This window comes from Ferroplasma sp., from assembly GCF_031200575.1.
Taxonomy (GTDB): Archaea; Thermoplasmatota; Thermoplasmata; order Thermoplasmatales; family Thermoplasmataceae; genus Ferroplasma.
Genome location: NZ_CP133597.1, coordinates 1020805 through 1043149 on the forward strand (window position 1 = coordinate 1020805; position 22345 = coordinate 1043149).

Genomic DNA, 22345 nt, shown 5'->3' on the forward strand with positions numbered 1-22345 from the left:
TCACCTTATGACCCTTCCTGGAGCACTTCCAGGGCGGTCTTCTTTTCCATTATATTCTTTGTGGATCTCAAAACCTCATCTAATGTTATATGCCTTCCATTGTATTTAAGGATGAAGTTTTCTATATTAACACCTGTATTCATTCTTATTACCTTAGCTGCCTGTCCGGTCATATTGCTTTCAACGTCTATTATCAGATGTGAGTTTTTCAGAACCTTTGCTACATATTCAGATGGGAATGGCTCAAACATTCTGAGATACAGAAGATTTGCAGATATTCCCTGTTTTTTCAGTTCACTTATTGTATCAAGAAGCAGGCTCTTCTGGCTTCCCCATGTAACATATGTTATATCTGCATTTTCATCTCCGTATAGTACAGCCTTGTCCTCTAAGGGTATTTCCTTATCCGCCGTTACAAGTTTCTGCATTCTTTTCTCCATCATTTTATCTCTCATGGCAGAGTCTTCAGTTACGTGCCCAAGCTCATCATGCTCGTCACCGGTCATCCAGAATATATCCTTTCCGAATACTCCGTATGGGGAAATTCCATTTTCTGTATCCAGTGAGTACCTTTTGAAGTTTTCATGATTGGTATTTTCGTTGTATTTCACTATCTTGACCTTTTTCACATCGATTTCAGGAACAAGATCCATGGTATTTGCCAGGGTCTTATCTATTAGATGTATTACAGGCATCTGGTATCTCTGTGCGTAATTAAGTGACTTCATTCCGTCGTATATGCATTCCTCCATATCTCCGGATGATATTACCATCTTCGGAAATTCACCATGGCCCGTGTTTAATGCGAATAGCAGATCGGCCTGGCCGTTTCTGGTTGGAAGGCCGGTGGATGGGCCGCCTCTCTGGTAGAACGTGATTACAACAGGTATCTCTGTCATGCCTGCATAACCGATTCCCTCAGCCATTAATGAAAATCCGGGTCCTGATGTAGCTGTTGCGCTTCTTGTTCCCGTAAGTGCCGCTCCGTTCGCCATGTTTATTGCAGATAGTTCATCCTCGCACTGTACCACCACAAGTCCTGCTTTCTTTACTACATCATCTGCATTTTTCAGGAATTTCATCTCTTCATGGCTTTCCAGAAGAGTGCTCTCATCGCTTGCCGGTGTGATGGGATAGTATGTCTGGAATCTAAGGCCACCCATAAGCTTTCCAAGGGCAGTAGCATCATTTCCTGTTAAAAGCATTCTCGGAGTAGCTGGATATGTCGGAAGTGTAGCAACCTTGATAGGTGATGTTTTAACATAGTCATATGCTGCCTTTATAACCTTTATATTGGATTCTATAACCTTGGGTTTCTTTTTGAATGCGAATTTAATTCCATCATCGGCATGATCCTCGTCAAGCCCCAGAAGTGCCAGTGTCGTTCCTGCTCCCAGTGTATTGTAATACCGGTTTGCCGGGCCATCGTGCACATTTTCATTTATAAGCTTATCAAATGGTATGGCTATTACATCGATTCCTGCACTCTTGAAGTAATCCAGAACACCCTTAACATCAAATGTAAGGTTTCTCTCTGCAAGTTCATCCTGGATCCTGGTCATGGTATCTGATGTTATCATCCTTGCATTCTTCAGATTGAATGTGTTGAAAGCCGAATCATATACAACCTTGGATCCCTGTGCCACATCGAACATATGTTCGAAAAGTGTGTCAGGGTCCAAAGCCACCATTATATCCACCGGATATTTCAATGATTTTGGCCTCTCATGCATTATTCTAAAATGTATATAGCTATGTCTTCCCTTAATATTGGAATGGAATTCCCTTATTCCGTAAATATTATAGCCGGCCAGTGAAAACGCCATGCTAATCATATTTGCAGCACTATCTATTCCTCCGCCCTGTGGACCTCCCACAAGTAGATTGATATCAGTTTCCTGCATTGTTACCGTATGATAAGCCTATTTTAATTTAAAAACTTTACCATCGGATTATAAGTATGAAATTTTAAATACATGAATTTTTATGTGCAAAAATCTGTAATACATATGTAAAAATTGAATATTTTATATATATTTTAGCCATTCCATGACAGGATCGTCATCGCCTATGTTTATTTCCGTCTTGCCCAATGCGGATGTTGTTACGAATTTAGTAAAATACGCCACACCATTGCTGATGTATCCGTACATGACATGCTCAACACTTTCTCCATCAGGGAAATGTGCCTCCGCCTCAGGCGTATTGGGAATGAAGTGCAGGTCAAATTCATTGCCATGTACATATAGCCGGTATGATGAATTTTCCACCACATAGTTCTGTAATTTTTCAAGACTTATATTAGGTTTCATAAGATGAAATTAAAGCAAAATATATAAATATAACATATTATAAAATTATTTTCTGAGAAGTGCAGGAATATCATCAGGATAACTGGCAACCTTTATTCCTGCATCCTCGAATGCCTTTATCTTGGATTCTGCTGTTCCTGTCCCCTTTTCTATAATTGCTCCTGCATGCCCCATCTTCTTTCCCGGTGGTGCACTTATTCCCGTGATGTAACCTGTGACAGGTTTTTTGACATGCTCCTTGATATATTTCGCAGCCTTCTCCTCCTCATTTCCACCGATTTCTCCCACAAGCACTATCTGTTTTGTCTGAGGATCATCGTTGAATATTTTAATTATATCAGAAAACGTTGTTCCAACTATGGGGTCTCCTCCCAACCCTATGACGGTGCTTTCACCGAATCCTGCATCTGTGACTGCCTTTACTATTTCATATGTAAGGGTACCACTTCTGGAGGCCACAGCCACATCTCCAACACGGAATATGTTGTTGGGCATTATTCCTATCTTTGCCTGTCCGGGAACTGTTATTCCTGGACTGTTAGGGCCTATCATAAAAACTCCCTTTCTCCTTGCCTCGTGATAAAGTTCCATGGTATCATGGACAGGGACGTGCTCTGTAAGTATATATATAAGTTTTATCCCATTTTCCATTGCCTCCAGGGCAGCATCCCTTACGAATGGGGCAGGGACAGATATCATGGAAGCATCAGGTTTGAGAGGCAGTGTATCTATAACATTGTTGTACACATCCACGCCGTTTACCTTTGTGCCTGCCTTGCCTGGAGAGACCCCAGCTACCACATTTGTACCGAACTTTATCATTTCTCCTGAATGGAAGGTACCCTGGTGCCCTGTCATTCCCTGGACTATTACCCTTGTTTCCTTGCTAATTATAACCATCTTATTCTACCCCCTGTATTTTTGATAATTCCTTCACGGCATCTGTCATGTTGTTGAATGCCTTTATGCCACTTTCCAGCAGTATCTTCTGGCCTTCCTCCTCATGTACGCCGCTGAGCCTGACCACAATCTGCTGTTTTATGTCAAACTTCTTTTTTGATGATACTATTCCGTTGGCAACAGTATCCGCCTTTGTAACCCCGCCGAATATGTTTACAAATATAAGTTTTGGCCTGGCCCTCATAACGAATGAAAATGCATCCTCCACAATTTCTATGTTATCTGTACCACCAAGGTCGAGGAAATTTCTTGGTTTCAATTTATGAAGTGTCAGGGCATCCATGGTTGCCATGGTCAATCCTGCTCCGTTTGCTATTACCCCGATATCCCCATCCATTTCTATGAATGTAAAACTCTTTGTTGCTGCCTCGTTTTCCAGTTCCGTCTTATCCGGATCGGTTATCATATAATCCTTATGCCTGTAAAGTGCATTGTCGTCAATTATCACCTTTGAATCCCCGGCTATAATATTGTTTTCACCATCTATAACCAGTGGGTTAATCTCTGTGAGAAGTGCATCCTCTCCAACAAAGGCTTTGTATAGGGATTCAAGCAGGCTGCTGAACTGTTTCCTGTTTTCAATGGGAAGGTATGATAAGGCCTCCCTGGCTATATAATCTGAATATCCCACCATAGGGTCTATGTATATCTTGTGTATATTTTCTTCAGGAACGCTCTCTATTTCCATTCCACCGTCAGCTGACAGTATTATAACTGGCTGTTTTGTTGCCCTGTCCAGCGTTATGCTGAGATAAAGTTCCTTTTTAATGTTTAGCATCCTCTCTATCAGTAATTTCTTGACAGTAAGATTGTTAATTGTAGAGTTCAAAAGCTGTTCAGAATAGGTCTTAAGATCCTCAGCGTTCTTTGCAAATTTTATTCCTCCAGCCTTTCCGCGCTTTCCTGACAAAATCTGTGACTTGATAGCCACAGGGTATTCAAATTTCTTCAGCTCTCCAACATTTTCTATAACATATCCATCAGGGACAGGAATCCCGTACTTCCTGAATATTTCCTTCCCCATGTATTCATAAAGGTTCATTGCAATCCCTGATATATTAATAAAGCATATTTAATATTATTTTTTAGGGAATAAGTTTTGGATTTGAATTTCCCCTGCGGATTTGTGTATCGGGTAAATAGTAAGTCTCACGGTTTCCAGTTAAAAATTTAAAGCATTGTGGCCAAACTTACTGGCATAATAATTAAATGATCGAAACAATAAAAAATATAAATTAGATTAATTTATTTTACCGAGGTTACCTATGATATTTTTTATTTTTGCCTTTTCAGCATCAGTGAGTTTCTCAAGGTTATCAAGTAAATACTGTGAATAGTTCTCCATCTGGGCTATGATATTATCAAGGTCATTTTTTTTGCCAGATATTTCATCCCATGGAAAGTACGAATCATCCAGCAATTTCTTTCCAGCCTCAGTAGTTTTATAGTATTTCTTGTTATTTTTCTCAGTGAGCTCTAGATAATTTTCACTGTATAATGCTGTTAAAGTGGGATATATTATTCCAGGTGATGGTACCCAGTTTCCCTTTGTTATTTCACCAATCCTGTTAGCTATATCTGCTCCAGTAACTTCATTTTCAGAGGCTATCCCCAGTATCCAGTATTTAAGCCCGAATCCACGCATGCCCTGCATATGATGCATTCCACCATGCATGTATCTACCCTTTGGTCCAAACATGTTAATCACCTAATAGCCACCATGGCATCCATGGTGCTGTTCATGCCTGAAGCGATGTTCTTCATTATGACATCCATAGTGTCCATGCATATGATCATGGGAACCATGATATCTATCCATACCCATGCAACCTCTTCTGGATTCCATGTCTCCATATTCCCTTCCTCTCTGGCAGCCTCTTCTATCTCTCTCACTATATTCATTACTTTCTGAATACCTTCTTCCATACATTTTAATCACCAGATATCCCTTATTGATATCTAATATAGATATCACTTTATGATATTTAAACTTTATTCTTCATCGGATTTATCCAGGGCTATGTTATAAAACACAATCTATATAAGTGTAATTCAATATTAGGAATGTAATGATTTACAGGGAGTTCGGTAACACTTCGTTCAAAACATCGTGTATCGGTATGGGAACATATTATGATATGAGGTGGGTTTTTAAAACATATCTCGGGATATATGCTGGCAAAGAACAGAAAGAAGACGCGATAAAATCCGGTATTGATTCTGGAATTAATCTCATAGATACTGCAGAACTTTACAGGACTGAAAAAATTATTGCCTCAGCAATCAAGGGGTCTAGGCGCGACGAACTATTTATAGCAACAAAGGTTTTCCCCACCCATCTGTCCCCAAAATCTCTTGAGAAGTCGCTTAACAGAAGCCTGAAGAATCTTGAAACAGATTATATTGATCTATATCAAATCCATTTTCTCAATCCCACTATAGATCTTAAAAAAACTCTGAGGGCCATGGAAAGAATGGTAAATGAGGGCAAAATGAGGTATATAGGGGTTAGCAATTTTTCACTTAACCTCTTAAAAAGGGCGCAGGGAATTCTATCGAAGCACGAAATAACATCTATACAGATAAATTACAATATATTCCATAGAAAGAGCCAGAATGACCTGATTAAATACTGCGAACAAAATCATATAGCAGTAATGGCATATTTCCCACTGGGCCATGGCAAGGTCACACAGAAACAGTACAATGAGTATTTTGACCACGTCAGAAAAACAGTGGGGGACGTACCCAATGCAAATATAGCCCTGGCCTATCTAATCAGCAAAAATCAGAATGTATTCCCGATACCCAGAGCTTCCAACAGGGCTCACGTTACCCAGAATGCTAAATATGCTGACATTATATTGAAAGAAGAGGATATAAAATATCTTGAGGAAAAGTTATAAAATTATGTTTTCTGTTAATCATGTTAACACACATCCTTAGAAGTTACCATCTCGTTGATACTTAAGCTTCCTGGATACAGCCTGATATCCTATTCCGTTTACAGAGCTTTGTGGTCTTGAAGCAATAGCAAATATACACAAAATTATAAAATAAATATAAATAACAGGGTTTGATATTACAATAGAGAGAAATGATAATAGCATTGGTATCATTTATTGGAGGAAGACTAACAGAGGCCAGCAACGATTCTTCCATGGATATGGATGATATGAAAAAAACACTTGCATATGCATTCCTGTATGATTTTCCAGTAAATGTATATACCGGGAATGAAGAATACAGGACCCTTTCCTTACTTTCAATTAAATACAACGCTCGTGGTAATCTCTTCTTCTCCGGCACATATTATTCCAATAACTCCAGAATCAAGAAAAATTTTTCATGGAGAGAGGTGAAAAGAATAGAAATTAATATAGAAAAGGAACCTGATAAATCAGTTTATTAAAATTGTTTATAGAAATAAGATTAATATTCTCTTCTATGGAAATTTCTTCCGTTTCTTGGAGGCCTGCTTCTATTCCTGTTTTGTGGGCCAGACCCCCTATTTTTATTGTAAGATGGCCTTGAATTCCTATGAAAGACTGAATCCCCCGCATTATCTTCACTGTCCCTGAACTGTGAAATAAGATTTCCGTAATTTATATCCGTGTATTCTGTTTCAAGGTTAACATCTATCTTTTCCATTTTTATTTTATTTCTTCTCTGTATACTCTGGATCAATCCACGCTGGTCGGCATCGAATATTGTCATTGCCCTGCCGTCCTTTCCCATTCTTCCTGATCTTCCAACCCTATGGGCGTATGTCTCTGTACTGTCAGGGGCATCAAAGTTTATGATATCTGTTATATTCGGTATATCAAGTCCACGTGCTGCCACGTTTGTTGCTACAAGTATTCCAGAATCCATATGCCTGAAATCATTTATAGATCTCTCCCTGGCATGCTGCTTCATTCCCCCATGTATCAGTATATTGTTGAACCCTGACCTTGACAATATAAGATTCAGCAGGTCTCCAGATCTCTGGGTTTTGACAAATACTATGGCCTTCCTGGAGCCATAGTTATGGATATATGACATCAACGTTGAAAATTTATCAAACTTTTCCGATATAGTGTACAGATGCTTGATAGAATCCGGTATTGTCTCCTCCCCTCCGGCACTTACAAATTCAGGAGACTTCATGAAATTCTTTGCTATGGTTTTCACCTCTGATGGTAGAGTTGCTGATAAGAGTATGGTCTGGTGTTCATCTGAAACAAAGGATATGATTTTCTTTATATCATCTATGAACCCCATGTCCAGCATCAGGTCGGCCTCATCGAGAACCAGGTATTTTACATGGCCCAGTTTAAGGTAACCCTGATTATGCAGGTCAAGTATCCTTCCTGGTGTACCGACAACTATATCAGATCCCGGCAACTGCTCCACCTGCCTGGATATTGAGGCACCTCCATAAACTGTTGTGGACTTTATCCCGGATATCTTTCCGAGCCTTGTAGCGACCCTGTATGTCTGCAGGGCAAGCTCTCTTGTAGGTAAAACTATGAGGGCTTTAACATTTCTTCCCTTCATTGATTCAATGGAATTTAATACTGGCAGGAGATATGCTGCTGTTTTCCCTGAACCTGTTTTAGAACGTATAATCACATCTTTTCCGCTTATTACAACGGGTATTGATTTGTCCTGTATTTCTGTTGGCTCAGTAAATTTCATTAAACTTAATGATTTTTTCAGATTGGCTGATATATTCATATTCTCAAAACTAGACAATTTAAACACTGATAGTATATATTATATTAAGATATATACTTAATTATACTGATTTTTTATGTTAGATTTCATATGTAGTCCTTTCTATTGACAACATTTTTTGGCTTACCGTTTAAATATGCTGATACATTCTGGAAAGCTTTCTTCAGTGGTACAGTCATATAATCTTTCGACAGTCCAGCGACATGTGGTGTGACTATCACGTTATCCGGTATCTTTCCCTCAATTTTCGGTTCTCCCCACCACACATCTGTCAGGAACCATTTGTCAGGATTTTTAGAGAGGTAATCCAGCATATCATCCCTCCTGACAACCTCAGCCCTTCCAACATTCAAAATTATATTACCCCGGAATTTTTTCAGCAGTTCATAATCGATAAATCCATTTGTATACCTGTTAAGTGGAAGTGTTATTGCCATTATATCTGCATTTTCCGGTATGTATAGTTTGTCAGTGGTAAAGATGTCTAGATTATTATCTGAGGGCTCTGTTCTCCCGAATCCAACTGATTTCATTCCGAAAACACTGGCTATTCTGGCCATTTCCCTGCCTATACCGCCATAACCCATAATTCCAAGGGTCTTGCCGTAAAGGGACTCTGAAAGTTCCCTTTCATACTGGCCGTTTCTAATCAATGAGTTTGATTTGCAGATATTTTTGTATTTGGATAAAAGAAGGGCAAAGGCATGCTCCGCTACGGGAATTGACCATGCATCTGCATTGCTGCATACAGTAACGTTTTCCGGTATATCTTTAAAATTTACATGGTTAACACCGGCAGACACACTCTGCATGAATACTGTGTTTCTCCCCACTTCAGGCTTTCCTGCGAAAACCACTATTTCAGCATCATCTGAGAACCCTTTGGTGATTTCACATCCTGTTTCCTTTTCAAGTTCTTTTATAAGGGAATCCGGCACTGACATGGAGGAAAAGTTAACTTGCAAGCTTATTTTCATATCAGTTGAATATTAAAATCCTATTAAAAGATTTTTTATGGGCAGGCATAAACATGTTCTAGCTGTTATTTGTTATACAATTGTTCCTGGCCCCATTAATGCAAAACTTCAATGATGCACCATTAATATTATAAGGTGCTCTTAATAGAAAGCCCCCAACCAATAATGGCAGTACATAACAGGGCTCTGCTGAAGCGTAACAGTAGTATTATTTATGATCCGCATATCGGCGATTGCAGTAATGCATATTCAAATTAATACGTAAAGTTTTAATAATAAACTTCTATATAATTTTATGATAATGAAAGATTCTGAGAGAACAGAATACTTCGACAGAAACGCAATAGAAATCTCAAAAAAATACAAGGGCAAGATACTGACACTTCCAAAGGTTCCTATTACTGGACTTGAGGATTTTTCATCACTTTACACTCCCGGCATTGCTGCAGTTTCAAAGAAAATAGAGGCTGACAAGGAACTTGCTTATGAACTAACAGGCAAATGGAACTCAGTTGCAATTTTAACCGACGGTACAAGGGTTCTTGGCATAGGAAATGTTGGTCCTGAGGCTGCCATACCTGTAATGGAAGGAAAGGCCCTTCTATTTAATTATCTTGGGGGCGTAAATGCAATTCCCATGCCGCTGGTTGTAAAAAATAATGATGAATTCATAGCCACTGCAAAGGCAATACAGCCCTATTTTGGTGGATACAATCTGGAGGATATACAGTCGCCAAGGTGTTTTTTTCTTCTGGAAAGCCTGCAGAAATCTATGGAAATACCTGTATGGCATGATGATCAGCTTGGCACCGCTTCTATAATACTTGCAGGTGCCATTAATGCACTGAAGCTTGTAAATAAGAAAAAAGAAGATGCAAAAATCGTCTTCAACGGCGCTGGCGCGGCTAACATAGCAGCCATATACCTGTTCGAGGCTGCAGGCTTCAGAAAGGAAAACATTATTGCAATAGATTCAAAGGGCATAATAGAGCCGGAAAGGGCGGATATCGATGCCTTAATGTTCAAGAACCCATGGAAATATAAGATTGCACTGGAAACCAACGGAGAGCGTGTTCAGGGAGAACCAGCAAATGCGTTCAAGGGGGCGGACCTTGTTGTATCTGCCTCAATTTCAATCCCCGGGACCATCAAAAATGAATGGGTAGAATCAATGAACAGGGATGCCATAATTTTTGCACTTGCAAACCCATTACCAGAGATATGGCCTGGAGAAGCCAAAAATTCAGGGGCGAAAATTGTTGCAACTGGAAGGGGAGATTTCCCGAATCAGATCAATAATAGCATGGTTTTTCCCGGAGTTTTTAGAGGAGTACTGGATGCAAGATCAAAGGGTGTGAATTTCCAGATCATGGTTGCTGCCTCTCAGGCAATTGCAGATTTTGTTGAAAACCCTACTGAGGACCATATAGTCCCATCCATGGAGGACTTTGACCTCTTCCCCCGGGTTGCATCTGTTGTTGCAAGGAAATGCGTAGAATCTGGCCTGGCAAGAAAATCTGATTCCACCGAGGGATTCTATAGAACAGCATCGGATATTATAACAAAGAATAGAAATATTTACAACAAATTATTTGACATGTAGGTGATCGGCTTGGTTAACATAAGATTAATGGAAAAAAAGGATATAGACGGTGTAATGGAACAGCTATTGAGATTAAAACATTTAAATGAGGAATTTGACCCACTTTTAAAGGTGTCTATTGGAAATGAGAAGGAAATTTCAGAAAAGCTTGGAAGGATTATTGATGATAGGGAGAATCATATTGGCCTCGTAGCAGAGGACGGAAAGCGCCTGGTGGGAATGATCATGTCAGATGTTATTTTCAGGATATATTATGATCCAAAATATGAGGCGAGGATAAGGGAATTCTATGTCATACCAGAATACCGTGGGAAGGGTGTCGGAATGAAGCTCCTGGAAAAGTTGAGAGAACTTGCTTCAGAAAGGAATATTAAAATGATAACGGCAGAATTCCCGTCACTGAACCTCCTTGCCTCAAAATTCTATGAGAGCATTGATTTCAAGGAATTAATAAAAATTTATTCTAAAATCAACTAAAAAATTTTATTTTTTATCCGATAGGGCTATGTATTTCAGGATATTTCCTGTTTTAACATAGTTAAGCTCTGCATTTGTATTTATCAGGGCCTTTCCCTTTATGGATTTGCCGTTTATATTTATGTTAAGAACCTTTCCTATGGATATATCACTAATTCCTTCTATGTTTACTGTTTCATCTCCTTTCAGTGGTGGAAGGCTGTCCACCTGAATCGGAATTATGCCCATATCCACAAGGTTGCTCCTGTGAATCCTCTCAAAGCTTTCTGCTATTACGGCCTTGACTCCCAGAAGTGATGTGACCTTTGCTGCCCAGTCCCTGGAACTTCCTGAACCGTACTGTTTCCCTGCAAATATGACAAGAGGTACATTATTTTCCTTGTATTTCATGGCAGCATCGTAGAAACTCATTACCGTACCATCAGGATAGTATACAGTGTCTCCACCGGTGTGGTCAACCATTAGGTTTCTTATCTTGGGATTGGAGAATCCTCCACGGAGCATGACTTCATGGTTACCACGGCGGGCGCCGAATGTATTCAGTTCAGTGACACCCAGCGAGGTGAGGTATTTCCCTGCTACCGAATCTTTTGCTATGGGGCCTGCAGGCGATATATGATCTGTTGTAATTTTATCACCGAAAATTGCCAGTATTCTTCCATTTTTCACGTCTTTTACAGGATCCATATACATCCATGGGGGCATTTTTATGTAGGAGGAATCATCCTTGAAATCAAATATGGTCCCACCTGTGGATTTCATGGATTCCCAGTTCGAATCACCTCTGAATACATCGCTGTACTCCTTCCTGTATGTATCCGGGTCCATAGCCAGATGGAAATATTCCTTGATTTCCTCAGTGCTGGGCCATATATCCTTTAGGTATACCGGCCTATTTTTATCCATGCCTATTGGGTCTCTGGACAGGTCAATATCAAGTGTACCTGCCAGTGCAAAGGCCACCACTAGCATGGGTGATGCGAGGAATGCACCTGCAATGTATGGATTTATCCTGCCCTCGAAATTCCTGTTTCCACTAAGCACGGCGAATGTTCTTACACCGTATTTCAGTATATCGTCCTGAACCTCAGGTATTAGTGGACCGGCATTCCCTATGCATGTGGTGCATCCATAGCCTACCAGTTCAAAACCAATCTTATTGAGGTATTTCATCAGGCCTGCCTTTTCAAGATATTCTGTTACCACCTTAGATCCAGGTGCAAGGCTTGTTTTTATTGTCTGTGCCGGTACGATGTTATGTTCAACGGCCTTCTTGGCCATTAGGCCTGCTCCCAGAAGCACAAATGGATCAGAGGTATTTGTACAGCTTGTTATGGCGGCCATAACAACAGATCCATTCTTTACCAGCTTTCCGTTACTTCCACCATTTATAAGTTCGTCTATTCTACCCTTTAAATCCTCTATGTTAACCAGTTCATCTGGATTTTTCGGGCCAGCCACTGCACTCTTGATTTCAGAGAGATCTATATCAACAGTTTCACTGTATTTCTTCGGGCCATTATAGAATAATCCCTGTTCCTTAAAGTATTTCTCAACAGACTCTGGATCCCTAGCTGTTCCTTTCAGGTACTTCAGTGTCTCACTGTCTACAGGGAAATATCCAATAGTTGCCCCATATTCCGGCGCCATGTTGGAAATGGTTGCACGGTCCTGGGCAGTCAATTCTGAGAGGTTCCCGTAAAATTCAACGAACTTCCCAACAACGTTCCTGGCACGGAGTGTTTTTGTAATATACAGTACAACGTCAGTTGGGGTTACTCCTGTGGGAATTTTTCCCTTAAGGTTTACTCCTATGACTTCCGGAACGGTCATGAAATATGGCTCATTAAGCATAGAAGCTTCTGCCTCAAGACCACCAACTCCCCAGCCCAGTACTCCTATGCCGCCTATCATGGTTGTATGTGAATCAGCTCCTATAAGGCTCTCAGGGAATATCTCACCATTGTCTACTACTGCAACAGATGATAAATATTCTAGATTAATCTGGTGAACTATCCCATGTCCAGGGGGAACTATCCTAACATTTTTGAAGGATTGCTGTGACCATTTCAGGAAATCGTATCTCTCCACGTTTCTTGAGAACTCATCCTTCATGTTGATAATAATCGGCTCATCGCCACGGAACGAATCAACTATGATGGAGTGGTCAATGACCAGGTCAGACTTTGTAGCGGGGTTCACATCCTCAGGATTCCTCTTCATTTTCAGGTAATACTCCCTCATGGCTGCAAGGTCCACAAGAATGGGAACCCCTGTATAATCCTGGAAAACAACCCTTGATGGTTTGAATGCCATTTCTGAACCGGCTTTCATTTTTGCAATGTTATCTATTGATCTTTCATCAATATCAACCCCATCATAATTCCTTAAAACATTTTCCAGTAAAATTTTAAAAGAATAGGGCATATTGTCAATGTCGTACTTATCAGCAAGCTGGGATAGTGGATAATACTTGAGTTTCCGGCCATTTATTTCAATGGTGCTGTTCTTTACATTCATAATTTGTAAAGCCAAGATAATATTTTAACATTATTATATAGAAATATTTGACAGGCAGTTGACATGCCTATGCACGCCTTTGAGCTTCCCGGGACCCATTATTAACTTCGGCTTCCGTTCGAATGGGGGCTTTCAATTATATAATTAAACGTGTCCGGTACAAAACTTAAATATAGATTAATATTTACTTAATAATGAAACAGCTTGAATCTATAATTCCATTGATTACCCCGTTTACAAATAACAGGGTTGATAAACAGCTTGCAGTTGACCATGGAAACGATGTTCTGAAGGGAGGGATGAAATATCTATTCCTTGCCGGAACTACAGGTGTAGGTCCATCACTTTCCACCCAGGAAAAGCTTGACCTCCTTGATGCGTTTTCGAATATTCCGGACAGTATTATGTTACAGGTAGGTTCACTAAACCTGGAAGATTCTGTGGAAATGGCAAGGGCAGCAAAAAAGAAGAAGATACACGCTGTCGCTGCACTTCCTCCGTACTATTTTACAGGATTTAAAAGGGAGTGGCTTGTAAAATACTATGTGAAGATATCCTCCGAGTACCCAACCATCATATACAATTATCCCGATACAACAGGTTATAATATTACATATGATATTATTAATGATATAAAGAAAGCCGGCGGAAATGTCATCGGAATCAAGGAAACAACCTTTGACATGAATGATATCCTGAATACAAAAATGTACGTGGATAATTTCAAGGTATACACAGGTCCAGATCAGTACATTCTATCAGGTTTCAGGCTTAACCTGGATGGATATGTTTCAGGTGCAGGAAACTACGGTTATAAAATTATAAAGGGCATAGAGGAAAACTATGATAACGAAAGGGGTGACAGGTACCAGTTCCTCCTCAATGAATTATCGGGGCTATCGAGAAAATACGGAACAATATCTTCTATATATGATATGGTTGAAATTATAACCGGCGTGGATGCAGGATGCCCCAGGGAGCCTTTCTTTAAAATGTCTGAAGGCGACAGGCTACAGCTGAAAAATGAAATAAATACCCTAATGGAAAAATACAATTTCAAATTATAAAAATACATTTATCTTGATAGGAATATTTAAATATTTTTAATTATATGTTATAATTTATGTTTATCCGCATAGTATTGAACCATAAAAAATGCTGGTCTCAGGTTCTTGCAAAAAGTACTAATATTTACGGTTTTCTTCTTGGCCAAAAAACTCACGGTGATGAAATCACAGGGACTGTTGCATTCTATCCACTTGGAAAACATACCAACTGGGAGGAGTTTTTTAATCGAATGAAGGAAGAAACTGCCGTTAAAAAAATAGAGCACATAGAATCCTATGGCAAATCCAGGGTATTTATTGTTAAATTTGTAAATAATCTAACAAACTCTGTTACCGCTCTTATTGAAAAATATGATGTGCCCTTCTACAGAGAAGTATTTTACCGGGGGCTTGAAATCTGGGATATATTTTCATGGCATGAAAATGATGGTGATTTAACCAGGAATCTGGAGCAGATAGCAGATGTTGTATATTTTAAGGAGCTGGAAAATATAAATTTCCCCGATCCATTCATTGATGGAGATCTCATATCAAATGTGCATCTACTCACCTATGCAATTGAGAATGGATATTATTCAAATAATAAGGACATCAATCTTGGAGAACTGGCCAGAATATTTGGAACCTCAAAATCCAACCTTTCAAGAAAATTTAAGAGATTTGAAACTTACACACTTAACTATTACCTTGCAAACCACCTCCAGTATATGGATATAGACAGGTTCGCTGCAAAGGAAAAATTGTGAATACTGTTTAAAAATGGACAATGATCCGTAAACATGTTGCATGATACTGTTATATATAACCAATTTATAATATATTATGAAAATAACTGAAGCTGAAACATTTTTGCTGAATATACCGGTTAGTAGAATAAACGACTCACAGTACACAGTGGACTCTATAAATCTACTGGTGCTAAGGATTTCCACAGATGCAGGAATAGATGGCTATGGCTATAACTGGCATACCTCTGATGGCCTTGACATTGTACAGAAGATGTTTGATGAATATGTCGGGCCTCGATTAAAAGGTATGGACCCACTGATGCGCATGAAGGTTGAAAACTCACTAATGGAAACCCATAATTTTGGCTGGGACCCAAGATTGGGGTATAATGGCATCGGTGTTTATATAACCTCACTTGTTGACATTGCACTCTGGGATATTATGTGCAAGATAAAGGATATGCCACTGTATAAAGTGCTGGGTGCCGGAAGCGATAGGGTAGAGGCATACAATACAGATGGGGGATGGCTTTCATGGTCAAAAGAAGATCTCGTGAAGAATGCAGTCAGGCTAAAAAACAGTGGATACAAATCAATCAAATTAAAGGTAGGCAGCAGGGACCCTATGGACGATTATGAACGGGTAAAAAGTGTTAGGGAGGCTATCGGTTATGATATAAAATTAATGATAGACGCAAATACTAAATGGGATCTTGAAACTGCAGTATACATGTCCAGAAAGCTGGAAAAATTCGATATTTACTGGCTGGAGGAGCCATTGAATCCTGACGATATAAGGGGACATGCTGAACTCAGAAGCAGAACCACTATCCCTATCGCCCTTGGGGAATCCATTACGAACCTTTATTCATTCCGGGATTACATGGTAGCTAGGGCAGTAGACATAATCCAGGTTGATGTTACCAAGGTCGGGGGTATTACAGAATGGTTAAAGGTCGCCAGCCTTTCTGAAGCCTTTGGCCTGAATCTTTATCCACATACCAACATACAGCAACCCCTGCATGGGCAGCTTGTGGCCTCTGTTCCAAATGGTAAAATAGTGGAGCACGTTGACTGGCTATCTGACGTGTGGAGGTATCCTGTCACACCTGAAAACGGGTATTTCCACCTAAATAAGATAAAAGGCGCCGGTTCAGAGGTCACAGAGAAGGCCATAGAAAAATTCCTGGTTAAATAGGGAAATATTCTGGGTTCAAACGTGTTGACATAAATAATTATATATAAATATAACTTTTATTTTAGATGGAAACATCTGCTCTGGACGGAATACGCGTAATAGAATGTTCTTTTCACCTCAATGGCCCATTTGCAGGAAGGCTTCTTGCAGAGCTCGGTGCAGAGGTCATAAAGGTAGAGCCACCTGAGGGGGAGCCGAACAGGCACAATTCAACCACCATAAAAGGAGAATCAACATTTTTCATGAACTATAATGCCAATAAAAAATTTATAACATTGAACCTCAAATCAACAAGAGGAAAGGAAATTTTTCTTGATTTAATAAAAAATAGCGATGTTTTTCTGGATAACTTCAGGCCGGGTGTTATGGACAGGCTGGGGCTTGGCTATGAAGTCCAGAAGAAATACAATCCCTCTTTAATATATGCTTCCAGTACCGGCTTTGGATATACAGGGCCCTATACTAACGATGCGGCATATGACACAACGATACAGGCGATGTCAGGCATGATGGATCTAACCGGTTTTCCCGGTGATCCTCCAATAAGGGCAGCCCCGGCAATAATGGATATTTCGGCGGGCACCTACACCGCACTTTCCATACTTGCGGCGCTTCATTACAGGGATATGACCGGAAATGGACAGAGAATAGATATTGCAATGTTTGATGTTGCGGTTAATTACATGATAGGGCTTTACAGCCAGATGCAGGTTGGGAACGTTGTAAAACAGGGGAATGCAATACCTGTACTGGCACCCTACAACGTGTACAGGACTAAGGACGGCTGGGTGGTTATAGTTATTGGCGATGATGACAAGTGGAAGCATTTTCTTGAAAAGATTGGAGAATCGGATTATCTGGAGGATAAAAGATTAATGCATCTTCCGGAGAGGACAAAAAATTCCGGGATTGTGGATAAAATTATCTCATCGTGGAGCATTAAAAATACATCAGAATATGCTGTTAATCTGGTAGTAGAATGTGGTGGGGCAGCATGTAAGGTTAGAAAACTGGAGGAACTCCCTGATGACCCCCAGGTGAGAGCAAGAAATATGATTGTTGATACAGTGCATCCGATTGTGGGGAATTTCAGAACTATCGGGTCAGCATTGAAAATGTCTGAGACTCCTGGAAGGGTGGTAACACCCGGTCTTCCCCTGGGATATAATAACATAGAGATATATAGAAAAATACTGAACCTTTCTGAGAACCAAATATCTGACCTGAGAAAGAGTGGAGTTATATAATCATAACCTGGCAATTATGGGGTGATTGTACTGGCACACTATAGTGCCATCCTGTTTCAATACCTTTACATTGAATACCATAATTTTCATTCCCCGGTGTGTTTTGCTTTCTCTTTCTGATTCCAGTGTCAGCTCAGAATGTATTGTATCCCCTATATAGGTAGGGTTTGGAAACCTAACATCCTCAAAACCAAGGGTCATTAGTGGTACATTTTCCCAGTCAAAATAGTTTGTCCTGAAAAACAGGCCTTCAGATATGCTTAGTATAAGGAGGCCATGGGCAACCCTTCTTCCGGATATAGATTTTCTGGCTGCATATAACTCATTTGTATGTGCCGGATGGTAATCCCCGCTTAATCCAGCAAATTCCACTATCTCAGATTCTGTAACAGTTCTACCAGGAGTTATGATGGTCTTGGATTCCATAAAATAATATATATATTTATTATTAAATATTTTCTTCCAGGAATATTAGGTAAAATAGAAAAATAGTGACATGGGCACAACATGTACATACAAAATTTTTTATAAGTTTTGTACCTGTTATATTATGAAAGCAATGGTTTTGAATGACACCGGAAAGGTGGAGGATAATATCCTGAAATATAAAGATGTTGAAATTAGGGAACCCGGGGGCTATGAGATACTGCTAGATAATATATCATGCGGCGTTTGCCACTCCAACCTTCATATGATAGAGGGGGACTGGATATCCCACGGACTACCAGGGAAAAAACCAATAATCCCGGGGCATGAAATTATTGGAAGGGTCCACTCTCTGGGTGAACTTGTGGAAGGCATAAAGAAGGGTGATGTTGTAGGTGTCCAGCCGCTTTTCCAGGCATGTGGTAAATGTGATTACTGCACAACAGGAAGGGAGTATCTGTGTCCATATGGAAAGTGGACCGGTGAAACTGTAGATGGTGGATACTCACAGCAGATGATTGCAGATTCCAGATACGTTAATAAGGTCCCCTCAAATATAGACTATATTAAAGATTCTCCATTGTTCTGTCCTGGAATAACAGCATATTGTGCTACTGAAAAGGCAGAGCTCGCACCGGATAAAACAGTCTACGTTGTGGGCATTGGTGGGGTTGGGCATCTGGTACTACAGTTTGCAAAGCTTTACGGGAGCAGAGTTGTTGCAGTATCCACATCGAAGGCCCATGAGGAACTTGCATATAAAATGGGAGCCGATGATGTCCTGTTAATGGACAGAGATTTTTCAAACGCAGATAAATACAGAAAAACTGCGGACTCCCTTATACTCTTCGCTCCATATGATAAAGCAATAATGAATTCTATGAAGATGATAAAGGATAGTGGTGTAATGGTTCAGGGCGTATTTGGAAAAATTGACTATGATTTTACCACTGAAATCAGGTTAAAAGGCACAAAGATCGGAGGCAGGCATGACATGGACCAGGTACTCAAGATAGCATCTCAGAACAGGATAAAGATAGAGTCAAAAGAATACCGCCTTGAGGATGCAAATCTCGCATTGCAGGATCTGAAGCAGGGAAAGATAAATGGACGGGCAGTGTTAAAATTGAACTGAAATCCTGCAATCAGATCATATATTGTATAATTGTATATCATTTATTTTTTGTTTAACCTATAATGTTTTTAGTATATAATGACCTGAAAGACATGTTTTATAAAACTATTTGGGAATTATTATATAAGCAACATGTTGATTATAATATTTAAATACTGATTGTAGTTATAAATTTGATGGTGTATGACCGAACATATAAATAATAATGGTACATATAAGTACAAGCTCGATGAAATTTTGCGCAGACTTGATGATGCTAAACTTAGAAATATGTACTGGGCATTTGTGGCGCTTGCTACCATAGGAGGTTTTCTTTTTGGATATGACCAGTCAAATATTGGCCTTGTTATCCCGTTTTTCCCATATACATCACACATACCGGTACTTCTTGGACTTGAGGCCTCATCAGAGTTCCTTGGAGGTGCTGTAGGGGCCCTTATTGTGACTTTTGTTGCGGATAAAAGTGGAAGAAAAGCTTTCCTTCTTGCTGATATGGGAATTTATATTGTAGGGGCCCTGGTTTCAGGATCTGCTACCTCTTATCTGGTTCTTTTGATTGGCAGGCTAATTATCGGTGTTGGAATAGGTGCCGACTCAGCCATTGCTACAGCATTCATCTCGGAATTTGCTCCTGCAAAGGACCGTGGAAGGCTTACAGGTTTTCAGCAGATGATGATCAATATGGCCATTCTGGGGGCCTACCTTATTGGTATCCTTGTTTACGGAGTAGACCCGGCCGGTGTTGCCACAGTTGGATGGAGGATACTATTTTATGTGGCTGCAGTTCCTGCAGTTATTGGTCTGGTGTTTAGGTACAAAATACCTGAATCTCCCAGGTGGCTAATCATTCATAAAAATATAGATAAAGCCAAAAAGGTTCTTGAAACCTTCGGAATATCGGCCACCGTGGAAGAGTTAACAGAGGCTTCAAATGAATGGAATGAAAAAATCAAGTCATATAAAATACCGAGGTCTATATGGAAAGGTGTTGGAGTTATAGTTGGTTTTGCGTTCTTTGATATGTTCTGCGGAATAGACATACCATTTATATTCGGTCCGGAGATACTCAGTACAATACATCTTTTCCCAACAGTTGTAAATCCGGTTACCTCAGAAATATACGATATGGCAGCTCTGGTTCCCATAGGGATTGCCCTTACTGTTGGCGGTTTCTACGGATGGTCGCATATTGATACATGGGGCAGAAAGAAAATTTCAGAAATAGCATGGACCGGGATGATCATATCAGGGTTTATAGCCGCCATACTGTGGGCATTCAAGCTATATCTCATAGTCCTTATATTCCTTTACATATATACTTTTGTATATTCTGTATCCATAGGCATGACTGCCTGGGTACTCCAGGGAGAAAGTTCTACAAGTGAATCCAGGGGATTTATAGCAGGAATCATAGCCATAGCAATCTGGGTTATGGATTTTGCAAACGTTACCATATATCCTATCATGTCCAGCAGAATTGGATTCACAGGCGCATGGATTGTCTACTCACTTCTATCAGTGGGTGCATTAATATGGACAATATTCATGCTGAAAGAAACCAAGGATGTACCAGTTGAGGAAATGGATAAACTCTATGCCTGATTTTTTCGGTTAAATTTTTTATATTTTTCTCATACTTACTTTTTAAAATATTATAAAATTAATTTGCAAATATTATAAAATCAGGCTAAAAATAGAGTATATATGAAACAGGGTCTGTGGGAGAAATTATGGAATTAACATATGGCTTATGGGAAAATAATCAAAACAACCTCTTCATTTAAATATATTCAGCATTGTACTCTTCTAATGCCTTTCTGCTGAACTTTACGCCTGTTCCCGGTTTCATAGAGGGATATATCATCCCACTTTCTATTTTCGGTTTTTCGGAAAACAGTTTTTCCATCCATGGAATATACTCCACATAGATGCCTTCAGGGATAGATGATACCAGTGGTGCATGAAGCTGCATAATAAAATGGGGTGCTATATTAACATTATTCGCCATACACAGGGAGGAGATTTGGATCCATTCAGTTATTCCTCCGGTTCTGCAGACGTCTGGCTGTGCTATGGATATGCCAGCGCCAATATACCTCATAAATTCATATTTTGTGAAAATTGTTTCACCTGCAGCCACCGGAATTCCTGAGTTTATGGACAGTTTTTGATATGCTCCAATGTCATCCGCCGGAAAAGGCTCTTCGATCCAGGCAATCCCGATATTCTCCATCATCCGTGATCTCCTGAGCCCCTCTGGATACTGCCATGCCTGGTTTGCATCTGCCATTACAGAAATTTTTCCATCAACGGCATCCACTACCGCTTTAAGTCTCTGCATATCCTCTTCAATGGACTTTCCTACCTTAATTTTGAATCCATAAAATCCAGATTTCATTACATGTTTGGCTGATTCAACCAGTTCCTCCTGAGTATAATGCAGCCACCCGGAGTTGGTCTCGTAAAGCTTTACCGGCCTGCCATTACCACCAAGCATCCAGAATAATGGCTTCCCTGCCTCAAGGCATTTGATGTCCCATAGAGCAATATCAACGGCAGCAATAGCATGCTCTGTTATTCCACCTCTTCCAACAGGCTGTGACATCCACCATATTTTATTCCAGATACCATTGATATCGCCACTATCCTCACCTATTATAACTTTCTTAACATAACAATCAAGAAATGCCTTGATGGATGCTCCACCGTTACCTATGGTATAGGTAAAGCCTGTCCCCTCAATTCCATCCACAGTGATTATCCTGCATATTATTATTTCAACAGATTCTGTTGAATGAATGGAATCGCTAATATGCTTATCGGTGGGTACCTTCAAAAGCTGAGAATCCATATCCACAATTTTTGACATTTTATATCCATAAATAATTCAGGTTCAGGTATAAAATTCTTGAGGTTGATAGGTTGTATATGTCACATGTTGATAACAATATCTTTATATGGTTATGAGCTGATAAA

Annotated in this window: 21 protein-coding genes; 10 read left to right on the forward strand and 11 right to left on the reverse strand. The window is 39.8% G+C overall.

Annotated elements, in window-relative coordinates; genetic code table 11:
- Nucleotides 1–5 precede the first annotated feature (5 nt).
- The 6 genes from RE471_RS05695 to RE471_RS05720 all read right to left on the reverse strand — a co-directional run bounded on the left by RE471_RS05695 (nt 6) and on the right by RE471_RS05720 (nt 5198).
- Nucleotides 6–1904 carry a 2-oxoacid:ferredoxin oxidoreductase subunit alpha gene (locus RE471_RS05695; RefSeq protein WP_309213840.1) on the reverse strand — a complete coding sequence of 633 codons (1899 nt, stop codon included), beginning with the start codon at nt 1902–1904 and terminating at the stop codon, nt 6–8.
- 123 nt (nt 1905–2027) lie between these two features.
- The gene (locus tag RE471_RS05700) at nt 2028–2312 is read right to left on the reverse strand and encodes a hypothetical protein (protein ID WP_309213841.1); all 285 of its coding nucleotides are present in this window, start codon (nt 2310–2312) and stop codon (nt 2028–2030) included.
- Between the two features lie 45 nt (nt 2313–2357).
- The gene (gene sucD, locus RE471_RS05705; RefSeq protein ID WP_309213842.1) at nt 2358–3212 is read right to left on the reverse strand and encodes a succinate--CoA ligase subunit alpha; all 855 of its coding nucleotides are present in this window, start codon (nt 3210–3212) and stop codon (nt 2358–2360) included.
- A 1-nt stretch (nt 3213) separates the two neighbouring features.
- Entirely contained in the window at nt 3214–4314 is a 1101-nt protein-coding gene (gene sucC, locus RE471_RS05710; RefSeq protein WP_309213843.1) for an ADP-forming succinate--CoA ligase subunit beta, read from the reverse strand.
- A gap of 198 nt (nt 4315–4512) precedes the next feature.
- Nucleotides 4513–4971: a PadR family transcriptional regulator gene (locus RE471_RS05715; protein ID WP_309213844.1), complete on the reverse strand. Its 459-nt coding sequence runs from the start codon at nt 4969–4971 to the stop codon at nt 4513–4515.
- 5 nt (nt 4972–4976) lie between these two features.
- On the reverse strand, nt 4977–5198 hold the full coding sequence (locus RE471_RS05720) for a hypothetical protein (protein WP_309213845.1): 222 nt from the start codon (nt 5196–5198) through the stop codon (nt 4977–4979).
- A gap of 143 nt (nt 5199–5341) precedes the next feature.
- Between RE471_RS05720 and RE471_RS05725 the strand changes: the two genes are divergently transcribed.
- Together RE471_RS05725 and RE471_RS05730 are read left to right on the forward strand one after the other, a co-directional pair.
- Nucleotides 5342–6178 carry an aldo/keto reductase gene (locus RE471_RS05725; RefSeq protein WP_309213846.1) on the forward strand — a complete coding sequence of 279 codons (837 nt, stop codon included), beginning with the start codon at nt 5342–5344 and terminating at the stop codon, nt 6176–6178.
- 191 nt (nt 6179–6369) lie between these two features.
- The gene (locus tag RE471_RS05730) at nt 6370–6684 is read left to right on the forward strand and encodes a hypothetical protein (protein WP_309213847.1); all 315 of its coding nucleotides are present in this window, start codon (nt 6370–6372) and stop codon (nt 6682–6684) included.
- 20 nt (nt 6685–6704) lie between these two features.
- Here the strand turns inward: RE471_RS05730 and RE471_RS05735 are convergent, their stop codons facing one another.
- Together RE471_RS05735 and RE471_RS05740 are read right to left on the reverse strand one after the other, a co-directional pair.
- On the reverse strand, nt 6705–8018 hold the full coding sequence (locus RE471_RS05735) for a DEAD/DEAH box helicase (RefSeq protein WP_309213848.1): 1314 nt from the start codon (nt 8016–8018) through the stop codon (nt 6705–6707).
- A 59-nt stretch (nt 8019–8077) separates the two neighbouring features.
- On the reverse strand, nt 8078–8968 hold the full coding sequence (locus RE471_RS05740) for a 2-hydroxyacid dehydrogenase (protein WP_309213849.1): 891 nt from the start codon (nt 8966–8968) through the stop codon (nt 8078–8080).
- Between the two features lie 295 nt (nt 8969–9263).
- On the opposite strand from RE471_RS05740, the gene RE471_RS05745 reads away from it, so the two are divergent.
- Complete coding sequence (locus tag RE471_RS05745) at nt 9264–10571, forward strand: NADP-dependent malic enzyme (RefSeq protein ID WP_309213850.1); 1308 nt, start codon at nt 9264–9266, stop codon at nt 10569–10571.
- A complete protein-coding gene (locus RE471_RS05750) occupies nt 10572–11048 on the forward strand; it encodes a GNAT family N-acetyltransferase (protein ID WP_309213851.1) in 477 nt (158 codons plus the stop codon).
- A 6-nt stretch (nt 11049–11054) separates the two neighbouring features.
- Here RE471_RS05750 and acnA read toward each other — a convergent pair whose 3' ends face one another.
- Complete coding sequence (gene acnA, locus RE471_RS05755; protein WP_309213852.1) at nt 11055–13568, reverse strand: aconitate hydratase AcnA; 2514 nt, start codon at nt 13566–13568, stop codon at nt 11055–11057.
- A gap of 194 nt (nt 13569–13762) precedes the next feature.
- On the opposite strand from acnA, the gene RE471_RS05760 reads away from it, so the two are divergent.
- The 4 genes from RE471_RS05760 to RE471_RS05775 all read left to right on the forward strand — a co-directional run bounded on the left by RE471_RS05760 (nt 13763) and on the right by RE471_RS05775 (nt 17808).
- Nucleotides 13763–14635 (forward strand): dihydrodipicolinate synthase family protein, encoded by an 873-nt coding sequence (locus RE471_RS05760; protein WP_309213853.1) that lies wholly within the window; start codon nt 13763–13765, stop codon nt 14633–14635.
- Nucleotides 14636–14691: 56 nt separating this feature from the next.
- Entirely contained in the window at nt 14692–15381 is a 690-nt protein-coding gene (locus tag RE471_RS05765; protein ID WP_309213855.1) for a helix-turn-helix domain-containing protein, read from the forward strand.
- 76 nt (nt 15382–15457) lie between these two features.
- Complete coding sequence (locus RE471_RS05770) at nt 15458–16561, forward strand: mandelate racemase/muconate lactonizing enzyme family protein (RefSeq protein ID WP_309213856.1); 1104 nt, start codon at nt 15458–15460, stop codon at nt 16559–16561.
- Between the two features lie 65 nt (nt 16562–16626).
- The gene (locus RE471_RS05775) at nt 16627–17808 is read left to right on the forward strand and encodes a CoA transferase (protein ID WP_309213857.1); all 1182 of its coding nucleotides are present in this window, start codon (nt 16627–16629) and stop codon (nt 17806–17808) included.
- Here the strand turns inward: RE471_RS05775 and RE471_RS05780 are convergent, their stop codons facing one another.
- Nucleotides 17809–18234 carry a MaoC/PaaZ C-terminal domain-containing protein gene (locus tag RE471_RS05780; protein ID WP_309213858.1) on the reverse strand — a complete coding sequence of 142 codons (426 nt, stop codon included), beginning with the start codon at nt 18232–18234 and terminating at the stop codon, nt 17809–17811.
- Nucleotides 18235–18358: 124 nt separating this feature from the next.
- Between RE471_RS05780 and RE471_RS05785 the strand changes: the two genes are divergently transcribed.
- Nucleotides 18359–19369: an alcohol dehydrogenase catalytic domain-containing protein gene (locus RE471_RS05785; protein ID WP_309213859.1), complete on the forward strand. Its 1011-nt coding sequence runs from the start codon at nt 18359–18361 to the stop codon at nt 19367–19369.
- A 183-nt stretch (nt 19370–19552) separates the two neighbouring features.
- Nucleotides 19553–20971: an MFS transporter gene (locus tag RE471_RS05790; RefSeq protein WP_309213860.1), complete on the forward strand. Its 1419-nt coding sequence runs from the start codon at nt 19553–19555 to the stop codon at nt 20969–20971.
- A 178-nt stretch (nt 20972–21149) separates the two neighbouring features.
- Here RE471_RS05790 and RE471_RS05795 read toward each other — a convergent pair whose 3' ends face one another.
- A complete protein-coding gene (locus RE471_RS05795; RefSeq protein WP_309215743.1) occupies nt 21150–22220 on the reverse strand; it encodes a mandelate racemase/muconate lactonizing enzyme family protein in 1071 nt (356 codons plus the stop codon).
- Nucleotides 22221–22345 lie beyond the last annotated feature (125 nt).

Bases quoted from the DNA above. Each gene is read 5' to 3' on its own strand.
- RE471_RS05695 (WP_309213840.1), bottom strand. From the start codon at position 1,904: ATGCAGGAAACTGATATCAATCTACTTGTGGGAGGTCCACAGGGCGGA.
- RE471_RS05700 (WP_309213841.1), bottom strand. From the start codon at position 2,312: ATGAAACCTAATATAAGTCTTGAAAAATTACAGAACTATGTGGTGGAA.
- sucD (WP_309213842.1), bottom strand. From the start codon at position 3,212: ATGGTTATAATTAGCAAGGAAACAAGGGTAATAGTCCAGGGAATGACA.
- sucC (WP_309213843.1), bottom strand. From the start codon at position 4,314: ATGAACCTTTATGAATACATGGGGAAGGAAATATTCAGGAAGTACGGG.
- RE471_RS05715 (WP_309213844.1), bottom strand. From the start codon at position 4,971: ATGTTTGGACCAAAGGGTAGATACATGCATGGTGGAATGCATCATATG.
- RE471_RS05720 (WP_309213845.1), bottom strand. From the start codon at position 5,198: ATGGAAGAAGGTATTCAGAAAGTAATGAATATAGTGAGAGAGATAGAA.
- RE471_RS05725 (WP_309213846.1), top strand. From the start codon at position 5,342: ATGATTTACAGGGAGTTCGGTAACACTTCGTTCAAAACATCGTGTATC.
- RE471_RS05730 (WP_309213847.1), top strand. From the start codon at position 6,370: ATGATAATAGCATTGGTATCATTTATTGGAGGAAGACTAACAGAGGCC.
- RE471_RS05740 (WP_309213849.1), bottom strand. From the start codon at position 8,968: ATGAAAATAAGCTTGCAAGTTAACTTTTCCTCCATGTCAGTGCCGGAT.
- RE471_RS05745 (WP_309213850.1), top strand. From the start codon at position 9,264: ATGATAATGAAAGATTCTGAGAGAACAGAATACTTCGACAGAAACGCA.
- acnA (WP_309213852.1), bottom strand. From the start codon at position 13,568: ATGAATGTAAAGAACAGCACCATTGAAATAAATGGCCGGAAACTCAAG.
- RE471_RS05760 (WP_309213853.1), top strand. From the start codon at position 13,763: ATGAAACAGCTTGAATCTATAATTCCATTGATTACCCCGTTTACAAAT.
- RE471_RS05765 (WP_309213855.1), top strand. From the start codon at position 14,692: ATGTTTATCCGCATAGTATTGAACCATAAAAAATGCTGGTCTCAGGTT.
- RE471_RS05770 (WP_309213856.1), top strand. From the start codon at position 15,458: ATGAAAATAACTGAAGCTGAAACATTTTTGCTGAATATACCGGTTAGT.
- RE471_RS05775 (WP_309213857.1), top strand. From the start codon at position 16,627: ATGGAAACATCTGCTCTGGACGGAATACGCGTAATAGAATGTTCTTTT.
- RE471_RS05780 (WP_309213858.1), bottom strand. From the start codon at position 18,234: ATGGAATCCAAGACCATCATAACTCCTGGTAGAACTGTTACAGAATCT.
- RE471_RS05785 (WP_309213859.1), top strand. From the start codon at position 18,359: ATGAAAGCAATGGTTTTGAATGACACCGGAAAGGTGGAGGATAATATC.
- RE471_RS05790 (WP_309213860.1), top strand. From the start codon at position 19,553: ATGACCGAACATATAAATAATAATGGTACATATAAGTACAAGCTCGAT.
- RE471_RS05795 (WP_309215743.1), bottom strand. From the start codon at position 22,220: ATGGATTCTCAGCTTTTGAAGGTACCCACCGATAAGCATATTAGCGAT.